This window comes from Enterobacter cloacae complex sp. OE43NF, assembly GCF_023544405.1.
In the GTDB taxonomy this organism is placed as follows: domain Bacteria; phylum Pseudomonadota; class Gammaproteobacteria; order Enterobacterales; family Enterobacteriaceae; genus Enterobacter; species Enterobacter cloacae.
In genome coordinates, this window is the sequence record NZ_JAMJFW010000011.1 from 1 (window position 1) to 14,422 (window position 14,422).

12 protein-coding genes are annotated in these 14,422 nt (G+C 54.9%); 4 read left to right on the top strand and 8 right to left on the bottom strand.

What is annotated here, in order from left to right; translation table 11 throughout:
- Window positions 1-165: 165 nt before the first annotated feature.
- Together M8370_RS07175 and mdtD are read left to right on the top strand one after the other, a co-directional pair.
- Entirely contained in the window at window positions 166-873 is a 708-nt protein-coding gene (locus M8370_RS07175; RefSeq protein ID WP_013099390.1) for a FadR/GntR family transcriptional regulator, read from the top strand.
- Window positions 870-2,303 (top strand): multidrug transporter subunit MdtD, encoded by a 1,434-nt coding sequence (gene mdtD / locus M8370_RS07180; protein WP_020690262.1) that lies wholly within the window; start codon window positions 870-872, stop codon window positions 2,301-2,303. Before M8370_RS07175 ends, mdtD begins: the two co-directional genes overlap by 4 nt.
- On the opposite strand, the gene rbsR is transcribed toward mdtD, so the two are convergent.
- From rbsR to kup, 7 genes are all read right to left on the bottom strand, one after another.
- Window positions 2,269-3,261 carry a ribose operon transcriptional repressor RbsR gene (gene rbsR / locus M8370_RS07185; RefSeq protein WP_013099392.1) on the bottom strand — a complete coding sequence of 331 codons (993 nt, stop codon included), beginning with the start codon at window positions 3,259-3,261 and terminating at the stop codon, window positions 2,269-2,271. The two genes, mdtD and rbsR, sit on opposite strands and share 35 nt — an antisense overlap.
- Window positions 3,262-3,264: 3 nt before the next feature.
- On the bottom strand, window positions 3,265-4,194 hold the full coding sequence (gene rbsK / locus M8370_RS07190) for a ribokinase (protein WP_028028127.1): 930 nt from the start codon (window positions 4,192-4,194) through the stop codon (window positions 3,265-3,267).
- A 107-nt stretch (window positions 4,195-4,301) separates the two neighbouring features.
- Complete coding sequence (rbsB, locus tag M8370_RS07195; RefSeq protein ID WP_013099394.1) at window positions 4,302-5,192, bottom strand: ribose ABC transporter substrate-binding protein RbsB; 891 nt, start codon at window positions 5,190-5,192, stop codon at window positions 4,302-4,304.
- Between the two features lie 27 nt (window positions 5,193-5,219).
- The gene (gene rbsC, locus M8370_RS07200; RefSeq protein WP_029883505.1) at window positions 5,220-6,185 is read right to left on the bottom strand and encodes a ribose ABC transporter permease; all 966 of its coding nucleotides are present in this window, start codon (window positions 6,183-6,185) and stop codon (window positions 5,220-5,222) included.
- 4 nt (window positions 6,186-6,189) lie between these two features.
- Window positions 6,190-7,695, bottom strand: coding sequence for a ribose ABC transporter ATP-binding protein RbsA (gene rbsA, locus M8370_RS07205; RefSeq protein ID WP_057072889.1), 1,506 nt, complete (start codon window positions 7,693-7,695; stop codon window positions 6,190-6,192).
- Window positions 7,696-7,702: 7 nt separating this feature from the next.
- Window positions 7,703-8,122, bottom strand: a complete 420-nt coding sequence (rbsD, locus tag M8370_RS07210; protein WP_020690257.1) for a D-ribose pyranase — start codon at window positions 8,120-8,122, stop codon at window positions 7,703-7,705.
- Window positions 8,123-8,316: 194 nt separating this feature from the next.
- Window positions 8,317-10,185 carry a low affinity potassium transporter Kup gene (gene kup / locus M8370_RS07215; protein WP_013099398.1) on the bottom strand — a complete coding sequence of 623 codons (1,869 nt, stop codon included), beginning with the start codon at window positions 10,183-10,185 and terminating at the stop codon, window positions 8,317-8,319.
- Between the two features lie 223 nt (window positions 10,186-10,408).
- Between kup and ravA the strand changes: the two genes are divergently transcribed.
- Both ravA and viaA read left to right on the top strand, forming a co-directional pair.
- Entirely contained in the window at window positions 10,409-11,905 is a 1,497-nt protein-coding gene (gene ravA / locus M8370_RS07220) for an ATPase RavA (protein WP_139936881.1), read from the top strand.
- Complete coding sequence (gene viaA / locus M8370_RS07225; RefSeq protein WP_013099400.1) at window positions 11,899-13,350, top strand: ATPase RavA stimulator ViaA; 1,452 nt, start codon at window positions 11,899-11,901, stop codon at window positions 13,348-13,350. Before ravA ends, viaA begins: the two co-directional genes overlap by 7 nt.
- On the opposite strand, the gene asnA is transcribed toward viaA, so the two are convergent.
- Window positions 13,351-14,343 carry an aspartate--ammonia ligase gene (gene asnA / locus M8370_RS07230; RefSeq protein WP_013099401.1) on the bottom strand — a complete coding sequence of 331 codons (993 nt, stop codon included), beginning with the start codon at window positions 14,341-14,343 and terminating at the stop codon, window positions 13,351-13,353.
- Window positions 14,344-14,422 lie beyond the last annotated feature (79 nt).

Sequence of the window (14,422 nt, forward strand, 5' to 3'; positions counted from 1 at the left end):
TATTCTGAAGTGACAAGAGGAAATTTAAAAAAAGTTTCCGTCCGTGTTTTTTTTCACCAATAGCGATGAAATCAAGCTACAAAGTGTTCTATTTGATGTATCTGCAACCACAATCACATTCACGGTGGCATACTTATCGACAAGAATCATTAAGGAATAAAAGCAATGCCATTGAGCGCACAACAGCTGGCAGCCCAAAAAAACCTGTCTTATGTGCTGGCAGAAAAGCTGGCTCAGCTGATTTTAGCGGGTAAATATGCCCCGGGTAGCATCCTGCCGGGTGAAATGGAGCTGGGCGAGCAGTTTGGCGTGAGTCGTACCGCCGTTCGCGAAGCAGTGAAAACCTTAACAGCAAAAGGCATGGTGCTACCGCGTCCGCGCATTGGCACGCGGGTAATGCCACAAAGCAACTGGAACTTCCTCGATCAGGAACTTCTCTCCTGGTGGATGACAGAAGACAACTTCAATCAGGTCGTCGATCACTTTCTGGTGATGCGCAGCAGTCTTGAGCCGCAGGCCTGCCTGCTTGCCGCCACGCTCGGGACAGCCGAACAAAAAGCCCAGCTCAACACCTTAATGGAAGAGATGGTGTTCCTGAAAAAGCACTTCAACCGCGAGCGCTGGGTTGAGGTCGATATGGCCTGGCATGAACATATCTATATGATGAGCGCCAATCCGTTCCTTACCTCTTTTGCTTCTTTATTCCATTCGGTGTACCACACCTACTTTACCTCTATTACTCAGGACGAAGTGGTGAAGCTGGATCTGCATCAGGCCATTGTCGATGCCATTCAGGAGAGCGACGGGCAACGAGCCCTGAGCGCGTGCCAGGCGTTACTGGCCGCGCCAACCCACCAGCAGGTGAATAAATGACAAAGAAAAAAGCACGCAGCATGGCCGGGCTGCCGTGGATTGCAGCCATGGCGTTCTTTATGCAGGCACTGGATGCCACCATCCTCAACACCGCACTTCCCGCCATTGCGCAAAGCCTTAACCGATCGCCGCTGGCGATGCAGTCCGCCATCATCAGTTACACCCTGACGGTTGCAATGTTGATCCCGGTGAGCGGCTGGCTGGCCGATCGCTTCGGCACCCGTCGCGTATTTATGTTGGCCGTAACGCTCTTTACGCTCGGTTCGCTGGCCTGTGCATTATCATCCTCTCTGACCGAACTGGTTATCTTCCGCGTCCTGCAGGGAATTGGCGGCGCGATGATGATGCCCGTGGCGCGCTTGGCACTTTTGCGCGCCTATCCGCGCAGTGAATTGCTTCCCGTGCTCAACTTCGTCACCATGCCCGGCCTGGTCGGCCCGATACTTGGCCCGGTGCTGGGCGGTGTGTTTGTCACCTGGGCCAGCTGGCACTGGATCTTCCTGATTAACATTCCAATTGGCGTAGCGGGGCTGCTGTATGCCCGTAAATATATGCCGAACTTCACCACGCCAAGACGCAGTTTCGATATGGGTGGTTTTTTCCTGTTTGGTCTGAGCCTGGTATTGTTCTCCAGCGGGATGGAGCTGTTTGGTGAGAAGATAGTGGCAACATGGCTTGCGCTGGCTGTCATTCTTGGCGGTATTTTGCTGTTCCTTCTTTATATACGTCATGCACGCCGTCACCCGACACCGCTGATCTCGCTGTCTCTCTTTAATACGCGCACTTTCTCGGTAGGTATCGCGGGGAATATTGCTTCGCGCCTGGGGACGGGCTGCGTACCGTTTTTGATGCCCCTGATGCTGCAGGTCGGTTTCGGCTATCCGGCCCTGATAGCCGGCTGCATGATGGCGCCCACGGCAATGGGCTCAATTCTGGCCAAATCAACCGTCACGCAGGTGCTGCGCTGGTTTGGCTATCGGAAGACGCTGGTTGGCGTAACGGTCTTTATCGGGCTGATGATTGCGCAGTTCTCGCTACAATCTGCCTCGCTTCCCGTCTGGATGCTGATCCTGCCGCTGTTTGTGCTGGGTATGGCAATGTCAACGCAGTTCACGTCGATGAACACGATTACTCTCGCGGATCTGACTGACGACAACGCCAGTAGTGGCAACAGCGTGCTGGCGGTGACTCAACAGTTATCAATCAGCCTTGGGGTGGCTGTCAGTGCCGCGGTACTGCGGTTCTATGAAGGTTTTGACAGCGCGAACACCGTCGAACAGTTCCACTATACCTTTATCACGATGGGCGTACTTACCGTCGTTTCAGCGCTGGTCTTTATGCTGTTAAAACCGAAAGATGGTCGAAATCTGATTAAAGAACGCCACAAAACAAAAGCTAAACCGAACCCCGTTCCATCAGAACAGGAGTAAGCTGCAGACGTTGCTGCTGCAGCGTGGGTTGCGCCATTCGGTGGATTAATACATCAATGGCCAGCTCACCCAGTTCATCTTTTGGCTGATGGATCGTGGTCAGCGGCGGGGTCATGTAGCTGGCCAGTTCGATATCATCGTAGCCAATCACCGCCATATCGTCAGGAATACGCAATCCCGCCTGGTACAACGCCTTATACGCCCCAAATGCCATGGCATCGTTGCCAATAAAGACGGCCTGCGGGCGCGGTGTCTGTGCCAGCAATGTCTGCATCGCCTCGAAACCGCCCTGAAATTCAAAATCGCCGGTAATACGGTAACCCTCCGGAACCGCGAGTCCCGCCCGAGCCATCGCGGAAAGGTACCCCTCCAGACGCAGACGCGCCGGGGTTTTATCCAGCGGACCAGTAATGCAGGCGATGCGGGTATGGCCTTTGTCGATCAGATACTGGGTTGCCATATCTCCGCCCAGCAGGGAGTTATCCTGAATCAGATCGCTGGTCCCGTCGAACGGCGCCCAGTCCATCATCACTGTGGGGATAGACGGATAACGCTGAATGATCTCTTTCGAGGGTTGATGCGTTTCGGTACACAGCAGCAGTAACCCGTCGACGCGTTTTTGCATCAGCGTCTCCAGATTACGGTTCATACGCTGCTCATCCCCTTCGGTATTGCACAGCACCAGACTATAGCCGCGTTCGAAGCAGCTGCGTTCCACCCCGCGGACAAGTTCAGAATAAAAGGGATTCGTACTGGCGGTGATCAGCATGCCAATGGTGCGCGTCTGGTTGAGCTTCAGGCTGCGGGCCAGCGCAGACGGCGCATAGTTGAGATCTTTCACTGCGGCTTCGACTTTTTCCCGAATCGCCTCGCTGACGAAGCGATCGTTATTAATGACGTGGGAGACTGTCGACGTAGAAACGCCCGCCAGGCGGGCGACATCTTTCATTGTGGCCAAGCGTTACCCCTGCTGACTTAAGAATTCATCGATCTCTTTACGCCACGGAACTGAGGGCTGGGCACCTTTGCGCGTGACGGCGATAGCCGCAGCAGCATGCGCAAAGCGGATAGCATCATCCATTCCCTTTCCTTCCAGCAGCGCTGTCACCAATGCTCCGTTAAACGTATCGCCTGCCGCGATGGTGTCAATCGCCTTGACCTTAAAGCCCGGCACGCGACGGCCTTCGCCGTTTACGCTTGCCCACACGCCGCGGCTACCGAGGGTAATGATAACGGTGCCGATGCCTTTATCGTGCAGCGCTTTCGCAGCACGCGCTGCGTCATCATCATTTTCAACACCAATGCCCGTCAGTTTTTCCGCTTCGGTTTCGTTCGGTGTAATGATGTCCACCCGCGCCAGCAGTTCGTCTGATAATACACGGGCAGGCGCAGGATTAAGTACGACAGTGGTATGATTTTGATGCGCAATGTCAGCGGCCGCCAGTACGCTTTCTACGGGCGATTCCAGCTGCATCAGTAACGCGTCGGCATTAGCGATAAGCTCGCGCTGTGCTTCAACGCGGTCCGTCGTAAGACGGGCATTCGCGCCTGCATGAATACCGATGACATTCTCACCTTCCGCGTTGACGAAAATCAGCGCCACGCCGGTCGATTCCCCTGCAACAACGCTGACTGGCGCAACATCGATGTTATCGCTGGCGAGCTGTTTACGCACGCGCTCACCAGTATCGTCATCACCCGTGCAGGCGATAAACGCGATATTTGCCCCACTGCGTCCTGCTGCAACCGCCTGGTTGGCACCTTTACCGCCAAATGCCACCTGATAATGGTTGCCGGTGACGGTTTCGCCCGGCGTCGGGAAGGACTCAAGGTTAAGAATGTGATCGGCATTGATACTGCCAAGGACGACGAGGTTGCCTGCGGTTTTCATGGTTGAGCTGTCCATCTGAGAGCGCCACCGGTGTTACCCGGTGGCGTATGCCACACTTTTCTTTATTGGTGTCCCTCAGGCAGCCAGCGACTGCCTGAATCGCCTTTTTACTGCTTGATGACCAGTTTCAGGTCAACTGGATATTTAGCCTGAACTTTTTCGCCCTTCAGCACTTTGTCAGCAGTCTGCACGCCAGTCGCGCCGATCTGCTCAGGCAGCTGAGCGATGGTCGCCGCCAGTTTGCCATCATTTACCGCTTTTTCTCCATCTGGTGTGCCGTCAAATCCGACAACCATCACATCAGATTTACCTGCAGTCTGCAGGGCACGCAGCGCGCCGAGCGCCATTTCGTCGTTCTGTGCGAACACCGCCTGCACGTCTGGGTGCGCGGTCAGCAGGTTCTGCATGACGTTCAGACCTTTAGTACGGTCGAAGTCAGCAGGCTGGCTGGCCAGGACGTTAAATTTGTGAGCCGCAACCGCCTGCTGGAAACCTTCGCCACGTTCGCGGGCTGCGGACGTACCGGCAATACCCTGCAGTTCGATAACTTTCGCGCCTTCACCTGCTTTCTTCGCGATGTAGTCACCCGCGATTTTACCGCCCAGCACGTTATCAGACGCAATGTGGCTCACAACGTCGCCTTTCGTTGCCTGACGGTCCAGGGTGATCACCGGGATCTTCGCCTGGTTTGCCATCTTCACGGCGTTACCCACCGCGTCAGAATCGGTTGGGTTGATCAGCAGGATTTTGGTGCCGCGAACGGTTAAGTCCTGCACGTTAGCCAGCTCTTTCGCCGGGTTGTTCTGTGAATCCAGCACCACCAGGTTGTAGCCCAGTTTGTCGGCTTCTTTCTGTGCGCCATCCTTCAGGGAGACGAAGAACGGGTTGTTCAGCGTGGAGATAACCAGCGCGATGGTGTCTTTCGCCATAGCGTTAGCACTTACGGTTGCGCTCAGCGCGACAGCAGAAACCAGGGTAGCCAGTTTTTTCATGTTCATATCTAAGATGTCCTGTAGTGTCGTCAGTTACTGTTTTTTGTTGTCTACCAGGACCGCCAGCAAAATCACCACTGCTTTAACGATCATCTGGTAATAGGAGGAAACACCTAACAAATTCAAACCATTATTCAGGAAACCGAGAATCAGTGCGCCGATCAATGTCCCAACAATGCGACCTTTACCGCCCGCAAGACTCGTACCGCCCAGAACCACTGCCGCAATGGCATCCAGCTCATACCCCGTACCCGCCGTTGGCTGCGCGGAAGAGAGGCGCGCCACTTCGATGATGCCCGCCAGAGAGGCCAGCAAACCGCACAGTGAGTAAACGATAATTTTAACTTTGTTGACGCTGATACCGGACAGACGCGTTGCCGCTTCGTTACCGCCCAGTGCATAAATATAGCGGCCCAGACGCGTGTGGTGCAGCATGTACCACGCCGCCAGGAAGACGATGGCCATGATCCAGACCGGCGTCGGGATACCCAGCGGGCGACCGATACCGAACCAGCCAAACAGATCGGCGTTGTCCGTAAAGCCGGTGTTAACCGGGCTGCCGTTGGTATACACCATGGTGACACCGCGCAGCAGCAGCATCATGACCAGCGTCGCAATAAACGCCTGAACACGACCTTTCGCCACAATAACCCCGGTGACAGCACCAATTGCCGCACCCAGCGCCAGCGCAGCGGCAACGGCCACCAGCGCGTTGACCTCAATCCCGACGATTGAAGCAGCAACCGCACCAGTGAGCGCCAGCAGGGAACCGACGGACAGATCGATACCCGATGTCAGGATCACCAGCGTCATCCCGACCGCCATAATGGCGTTCACGGAGGTCTGCTGAAGAATGTTGAACAGGTTATTAACGGTGAAGAAATTGGGGCTCATGGTCGACACAATCGCGATCAGCACCAGCAGGGCAATCAGCGATTTTTGTTCCATCAGCCATGCCTTTGTGAAATAACGGCGACCAGAAACAGCCTGGGTAGTCATCTTCTTACTCCTGATTCACGCGATTAAGCTTGCCCACAGCGGCAGCCATCAGAACTTCCTGGGTGGCCTGCTCGCGAGTGAATTCACCGCCGAGATGCCCTTCATGCATGACGATAATGCGATCGCTCATGCCTAATACCTCTGGCATCTCGGAAGAGACCAGAATGATGCTCAGACCGTCGGCCTTGAACTGGTTAATCAGCTGATAGATCTCTTTTTTGGCCCCTACGTCCACGCCGCGGGTAGGTTCATCAAGGATCAACACTTTCGGGCGCGTCATCAGCCCGCGTGCAATCGCCACTTTCTGTTGATTACCGCCGGACAGCAGGCCAATCGCCTGTTCCATCGAGGGGGTTTTCACATTAAAGAGGCGGATAAAATCGCTGACTGCCTGCTGTTCATCTTTATGTTTCAGGCTGCCGCCGCTGCGGCTGAAATAGCGCAGGGCGGTAAGAGACATGTTCTCTTTCACCGACATGCCCAGCACTAAGCCGTCGCGCTTACGGTCTTCGGAGATATAAACAATACCATTCGCCAGGCCATCCTGCGGAGAGCGCGTCACCACTTCATGCCCGTCGAGAGTGACATAACCGCTGGATCGCGGCAGCGCACCGTACAGCACTTTCATCAGCTCGGTACGGCCGGCGCCCATTAGCCCTGCCACGCCAAGAATTTCCCCTTTACGCAGGGTAAAGGAAACATTGTCCACGCCCGGGCCACAGAGGTTATCCACCTTCAGGCGGATCTCACCCGGTGCTTTGTCGAGGTGCGGGTACTGATCTTCGAGCTTGCGTCCCACCATCATTTCGATAAGCGTATCTTCCGTCAGCGTTGCCACTTCACGCTCGGCAATAAACTGCCCGTCGCGGAAGACGGTAACGTCGTCGCAGATCTCGAAAATCTCTTTCATACGGTGAGAGATATAGACAATTCCACGTCCCTGCGATTTCAGCTCGCGGATGACGCGGAACAGGGATTCGGTTTCGGTATCGGTCAGGGCGTCCGTCGGTTCATCCATAATGATGACCTTCGACTCAAAGCTCAGCACTTTCGCGATCTCCACCATCTGCTGGTCGCCAATGGAGAGTTCGCCCACCAGGCGGTCGCTTTTGAAGCGCAGGTTCAGCTTCGCCAGCAGCTTATCCGCTTCGGCATACATCGTTTTCCAGTCAATTTTGCCAAACCGGTTAACAAATTCGCGGCCGAGGAAAATGTTCTCCGCAATAGTGAGCTGCGGGATCAGGTTCAGTTCCTGGTGAATAATGCCGATCCCCGCTTCCTGCGAAGCTTTTGGACCGCTGAAGGTGGTCTCTTTACCCAGCCACAAAAGTGAACCGGCATCGCGTTGATAGATACCGGTCAGTACTTTCATCATGGTGGATTTGCCGGCGCCATTCTCGCCCACCAGCGCCATTACGCGTCCGGCATAAACGTTCAGCGCCGCGCCAGAAAGGGCTTTTACGCCCGGGAACGATTTATCGATCCCTTTAAGTTGCAGTAATGCGTCCATGATGGCCTCAGAAGGTGACGCCAGCACAGAGAATGATATTCGCATACGGGGAACACTCCCCGCTGCGAATCACCGCCTGACTGTCTGCGGTTTGTTGTTTGAACTGTTCGTGCGTTGTGTAACGAATTTCTATGGTGTTTCCCTGGTGTTGTTGCAGTTGCTCAATGTGATTGAGCAACGTTTCGTGGAGTTGCGGATTATGTTGTTTAATTTCCGTCGCGAGAATGGCCGCCTCAACCTGCATCTCCGCGGTCACTACATCCAGTACCTGCATAAACGAGGGCACGCCCTGCGTTAACGCCATATCAATACGGGTTGTGTTGCGCGGAACCGGTAAGCCTGCATCGCAAACCACCAGCGTATCGGTATGCCCAAGACGGGAAATAACCGACGAGATTTCTGAGTTGAGAACCGTGCCTTTCTTCATTTTCTTGCTCCACTAGCGAAACGTTTCGCTGAAATCAGTTTAGTCTTAAGAGTGTTCAGAAAACCACCATGACGTAACAGAATTGTGAACGGTGTCGAAACGTTTCGCTAAGTGAAATGAGACGTAAATTTTGGCGGGAATATTGAGTATGAATAGGCCGGGTAAGCGAAGCGCTACCCGGCATTTTAAGGAGCTTAAATCTCGACCTGGGTTCCCAGCTCGATCACACGGTTAGGCGGGATCTCAAACTGGTCCGGCGCACGCAGGGCGTTTCGCTGCAGAATAAGATACAGCTTGCCGCGCAGGCGCAGATACCACGGACGTTTACCGATAATCAGCGACTCATGCGACATAAAGAACGATGTTTCCATCATGCGGCAGCTTAAGCCTTCCAGACCGCAGCGGTGGAAGACCTCTTCCACGTTCGGCGTCTCACGCCAGCCGTAGCTCGCCACCACGCGCCAGAAGGTTGGCGACAGTTGCTCAATTTGAACACGGCGCACATTGTGAACATACGGTGCATCTTCGGTGCGCAGGGTCAGCAGGATAACCCGCTCATGCAGCACCTTGTTGTGCTTGAGGTTATGCATCAATGCGAACGGAATAACGTTCAACGCACGAGACATATACACCGCCGTGCCCGGTACGCGAACCGGTGGGGATTTCTCCAGCGAGGCAATCATCGCCTCCAGGGAGTTTCCGTGTTCATGCATACGACGCAGCAGACGGAAACGCTCGCTTTTCCACGTGGTCATCACAATGAACATCAACAGACCAAGCGTCAGCGGTAGCCAGCCGCCGGAGACAATCTTATCGAGGTTTGCCGAGAACAGCGGTACGTCGATGCACAGGAAGCCCACCAAAATCATCGCCACGAGGAACTTGTTCCAGTGCCAGTTTCGGTACGCCACCGTGGTGGAAAGAAGCGATGTCAGCACCATGGTGCCTGTTACCGCAATACCGTACGCCGCGGCCAGGTTGCTGGAGTGCTCAAAGCTGACGATCACGATCACCACAGCAAAATAGAGCAGCCAGTTAACAAACGGGATGTAGATCTGGCCCGATTCCATCTCTGAGGTATGGATGATACGCATGGGAGAGAGATACCCCAGACGCACGGCCTGGCGCGTCAGAGAGAACACGCCGGAAATGACCGCCTGAGAAGCGATAACGGTGGCCAGCGTGGCCAGAATAAGCATCGGCACCAGCGCCCAATCCGGGGCCAGCAGGAAGAAGGGGTTTTTAATCGCTTCCGGGTTTTTCAGCAGCAGCGCCCCCTGCCCGAAGTAGTTCAATACAAGCGATGGCAGGACAACTAAAAACCACGCCACGCGAATCGGCAGTTTGCCGAAGTGCCCCATATCTGCATACAGCGCTTCGACACCGGTAATAGAGAGCACAACGGCGCCGAGCGCCACGAAGGAAACGACTTTGTATTCAAGGAAGAAATGGATAGCCCAGTATGGGTTCAGCGCCTGCAGAACCTCCGGGTTGCCAATAACTCCGCGCAAACCGAGCGCCGCCAGAATCAGGAACCAGGCCAGCATAATCGGTGCGAACAGTTTCCCCACCAGCCCGGTACCGTGCTTCTGGATAATAAACAGCAACGTCAGAACGATTATCGCCAGCGGAACCACCCACGTATCAAGCTGCGGTGCGATAATCTCAAGCCCCTCAATCGCCGAAAGCACCGAGATAGCAGGCGTGATGACCACTTCCCCATAGAAGAAGCTGCCACCAATCAGGCCAATAATAACCAGTACCGACGTCATTCTGGCCGAGGTGTTGCGCCCCGCAAGGGACATCAGGGTCAGGATCCCCCCCTCACCTGCGTTATCTGCACGCATCACAAAGGAGAGGTATTTAACAGAAACCACCAGGATCAGCAGCCAGAAGATGAGGGACAGGAAGCCAAATACGGCATCGCGTTCAACACCAAAGCCAAACTGGCCGGACAGACATTCACGAAGCGTATAAAGCGGGCTGGTGCCGATATCACCGTAGACAACCCCGATCGCCGCAAGCGTAATTGCGGGTAATGATTGCTTATTATCAGTGCTCATAGACTAGTCTTTTCGTTTAAATAACAAATGTGTTCCTGTTCCCTTGGTCCACAAAAAGCGCACAGTATGCACGATTCGTTGCAAAATCGAACCCCTAAATGCAACCGCATTAATGTAGCGCAAAGAAAATTGCGCCGCACTTCAGCCTATTACCAGCCCTGACTGAAACGTCTATACTCGCTTCAATTAGCCGCCACGACGGCGAAAGGATGCAAAAACTATTATGGCTCACTCACATTTATTAGCAGAAAGAATTTCCCGTCTCAGCAGCGCACTGGAGAAAGGTCTTTTCGAACGCAGTCACGCCATCCGCCTCTGTTTACTGGCGGCGTTGAGCGGTGAAAGCGTATTTCTGCTTGGCCCGCCGGGCATTGCCAAAAGCCTGATTGCCCGTAGGCTGAAATTTGCCTTTCAGAATGCACGCGCCTTCGAATACCTGATGACCCGCTTTTCCACCCCTGAAGAGGTTTTCGGCCCGCTGTCCATCCAGGCGCTGAAAGATGAGGGGCGTTATCAACGCCTTACCGAGGGGTATCTGCCGGAAGCAGAGATTGTTTTTCTCGATGAGATCTGGAAAGCGGGACCGGCCATTCTGAATACCCTGCTCACGGCGATTAACGAACGCCGGTTCCGTAACGGCGCCAGCGAAGAGAAAATCCCGATGCGCCTGCTGGTGGCCGCCTCGAACGAACTTCCCGAAGCCGACAGCAGCCTTGAAGCGCTGTATGACCGCATGCTGATCCGCCTGTGGCTGGACAAAGTGCAGGATAAATCGAACTTCCGCTCCATGCTGACCAGCCAGCAGGATGAAAATGAAAACCCGGTAGCCGCTTCACTGCAGGTCACGGACGAGGAGTATCAGCAGTGGCAGGTGGATATCGGCAAAATCACACTGCCGGACGCGGTCTTTGAGTTGATCTACCAGCTCCGTCAGCAGCTTGATCACCTTCCTTCTGCACCTTATGTTTCCGACCGTCGCTGGAAAAAAGCAATTCGTCTGCTGCAGGCCAGCGCCCTGTTCAGCGGGCGCGACGCGGTTGCCCCTATCGATCTGATCCTGCTGAAAGACTGCCTCTGGCACGATGCCGAAGGGATGAATCTGATGCAGCAGCAGCTTGAAATATTGATGACCGGACACGCCTGGGGCCAGCAATCAATGCTCAACCAGCTTGGGGCGATAGCCCAACGGCGCATTCAGCTACAGCAGCAGCAAAGTGATAAAACCGCGCTGAAGGTGAACCGTCTTGGCGGCATGTTCGCCCGTAAACCGCACTACGAACTGCCCGCTGAGCTGACCAGCCCAACGCTGACGCTGCTTCTCCAGCAGCCGCTTAAACTCCATGACATGCAGGTGGTGCACATTACGCTTGAGCGTGACGCGCTGGCCCAGTGGCTTGATAAGGGCGGAGAGATCCGCGGTAAGCTTAACGGTATAGGCTTTGCACAGCCGCTGAATATGGAAGTGGACAGCAGTCAGCACCTGGTGATCCGCGACGTAAGCCTGCAGGGGTCGCGCCTTGCCCTCCCGGGAAGCGCCTCTGACAGCGTACCGGAAGAGATCACGCAGCAGCTGGAGGCGTTGGATACCGAATGGCATCAGCAGCATACGCGCTTCAGCGAACAGCAAAAGTGCCTCTTTATTCACAGCGACTGGTTAGGTCGCATTGAAGCCAGCCTGCAGGATGTGAGCGCGCAGATCAAACAGGCTCGTCAATGCTAACGCTGGATACGCTTAACGTCATGCTGGCCGTCAGCGAAGATGGGTTGATCGAAGAGGTGATCATTACTCTTCTGGCGTCTCCTCAGCTGGCGGCTTTTTTTGAAAAATTCCCGAAGCTAAAAAAAGCGATGACGGACGATCTCCCGCGCTGGCGGGACAACCTGCGACAGCGGTTTAAAGAGACCGAAGTGCCACAGGAGTTAACCGAAGAGGTGGCCTGCTATCAGCAGTGCCAGCGGCTTTCCACGTCGCAGTTTATTGTTCAGATCCCGCAAACCCTGACGTTACTCGATAAAGTACACTCCCCGTTTGCCAGCCAGGCCCGGGCGCTGGTCACCGATAACGCCACCTTCACCCCCGCCTTACACACACTCTTTTTACAGCGCTGGCGTCTCAGCCTTGTGGTTCAGGCCACGACGCTGAACCAGCAACTGCTGGATGAAGAGCGTGAACAATTGCTCAGCGAAGTTCAGGAACGCATGACCTTAAGCGGTCAGCTGGAGCAGGTACTGGTAGAAAATGAAAACGCCGCCGGACGTCTCTGGGATATGAGTGCAGGCCAAATCAGGCGTGGGGATTATCAGCTGATTGTCCGGTATGGTGATTTCCTGGCGCAGCAGCCCGAGCTGATGAAGCTTGCGGAACAGCTGGGTCGCTCAAGGGAGGCTAAATCGGTCCCAAAGAAGGATGCCCCGATGGAAACCTTCCGCACCCTGGTGCGGGAACCGGCCACCGTGCCGGAACAGGTGGATGGGCTCCAGCAAAGCGATGACATTTTACGCCTGCTGCCTACGGAGCTGAGCACGCTCGGGATGACCGAGCTGGAATATGAGTTTTATCGTCGGCTGGTGGAAAAACAGCTTCTGACCTATCGCCTGCATGGCGAAGCCTGGCGCGAAAAAATCAGTCAACGTCCGGTGGTCCATCAGGATTTTGATGAGCAACCGCGCGGCCCATTTATTGTTTGTGTGGATACATCTGGATCGATGGGCGGTTTCAACGAACAGTGTGCCAAAGCGTTCTGCCTGGCGCTGATGCGCGTGGCGCTCGCTGACCGGCGTCGCTGCTTTATCATGCTCTTTTCCAGCGAAGTGGTCAGCTATGAGCTGACCCATCAGCAGGGTATTGAGCAGGCGATCCGCTTTTTAAGCCAGCGTTTTCGCGGCGGTACCGATCTGGCCAGCTGTTTTCGCAGCATTGTGGAACGTATGCAGGGCGGCGACTGGTACGACGCTGACGCGGTGGTGATTTCCGATTTTATTGCCCAGCGGCTGCCGGATGACGTGGTGAATAAAGTGAAGGAGTTACAGCGGGTGCATCAGCACCGTTTCCACGCAGTGGCGATGTCCGCCCATGGAAAACCCGGCATCATGCGCATCTTCGATCATATCTGGCGCTTTGATACCGGGTTGCGTAGCCGCCTGCTCAGACGCTGGCAGCGTTAATTACAGAAGCGAGCTGACGCTTTCGCGTACCTGCTGCGGCCAGACACCACACTGCACCTGACCAATATGCGACAGTTGCAGCAACAGCATGGTCAGACGGGACTGGCCGATGCCGCCGCCAATGGTCTGCGGCATCTCACCGCGCAGCAGCGCCTGGTGCCATTCCAGCGTGAGACGATCTTCATCACCGGTCACCGCCAGCTGGCGTTTCAGCGCATCAGCATCCACGCGGATCCCCATTGAGGAGAGTTCAAACGCATCTTCCAGCACGGGGTTCCAGACCAGAATATCGCCGTTCAGTCCAGCAAATTCGCCCTCGCTCATGGTGCTCCAGTCATCATAATCCGGTGCACGAACATCATGACGTTTACCATCCGACAGCTTACCGCCGATCCCCATCAGGAAGACGGCACCCAATTCTTTAGCGATCGCACGTTCACGACCTTTAGCATCCAGATCCGGGAAACGACTCAGCAACTCCTGGCTGTGAACAAAGTGGATCGATTCCGGCAGGAACGGTGCCAGACCAAACTCTTTGCTTACGGCCGCTTCGGTCGCTTTGATCCCGGCGTAGATCGCCTCAACGGTGGATTTCAGCGTGCCGACATGGCGCTCGCCATCACCCATTACGCGCTCCCAGTCCCACTGGTCAACGTAAACAGAGTGAATGGCAGACAGACGGTCTTCATCGGGGCGAAGGGCTTTCATGTGCGTGTAGAGTCCTTCGCCCGCGCTGAAGTCGTGCTGTCCCAGGGTTTGACGCTTCCACTTCGCGAGGGAATGAACCACTTCGAACTGGGCGTCTGGCAGTGTTTTCACTTTCACCTGCACCGCTTTTTCGCATCCGGACAAGTTATCCTGCGTCCCATCACCCACGCGGCTGAGAATCGGTGCCTGAACTTCAATCAGACCCAGCTTCTCTTCCAGCTGGCGGGAAAAATGGGATTTAACGAAACTGATCTGGCGTTGTTTTGCGATATAAGCGGTTTTCATTATTTATACTCCTGCGTCCTGTTGGTATTGATTAAGCAACAGAAAAGGCATTCAATTCAATAATCAAACAACAAAAAGC

Excerpts from the sequence above, each read along its gene's own strand:
- M8370_RS07175 (WP_013099390.1), top strand. The coding sequence starts at position 166 with ATGCCATTGAGCGCACAACAGCTGGCAGCCCAAAAAAACCTGTCTTAT.
- mdtD (WP_020690262.1), top strand. The coding sequence starts at position 870 with ATGACAAAGAAAAAAGCACGCAGCATGGCCGGGCTGCCGTGGATTGCA.
- rbsK (WP_028028127.1), bottom strand. The coding sequence starts at position 4,194 with ATGAAAACCGCAGGCAACCTCGTCGTCCTTGGCAGTATCAATGCCGAT.
- rbsB (WP_013099394.1), bottom strand. The coding sequence starts at position 5,192 with ATGAACATGAAAAAACTGGCTACCCTGGTTTCTGCTGTCGCGCTGAGC.
- rbsC (WP_029883505.1), bottom strand. The coding sequence starts at position 6,185 with ATGACTACCCAGGCTGTTTCTGGTCGCCGTTATTTCACAAAGGCATGG.
- rbsA (WP_057072889.1), bottom strand. The coding sequence starts at position 7,695 with ATGGACGCATTACTGCAACTTAAAGGGATCGATAAATCGTTCCCGGGC.
- rbsD (WP_020690257.1), bottom strand. The coding sequence starts at position 8,122 with ATGAAGAAAGGCACGGTTCTCAACTCAGAAATCTCGTCGGTTATTTCC.
- kup (WP_013099398.1), bottom strand. The coding sequence starts at position 10,185 with ATGAGCACTGATAATAAGCAATCATTACCCGCAATTACGCTTGCGGCG.
- ravA (WP_139936881.1), top strand. The coding sequence starts at position 10,409 with ATGGCTCACTCACATTTATTAGCAGAAAGAATTTCCCGTCTCAGCAGC.
- viaA (WP_013099400.1), top strand. The coding sequence starts at position 11,899 with ATGCTAACGCTGGATACGCTTAACGTCATGCTGGCCGTCAGCGAAGAT.
- asnA (WP_013099401.1), bottom strand. The coding sequence starts at position 14,343 with ATGAAAACCGCTTATATCGCAAAACAACGCCAGATCAGTTTCGTTAAA.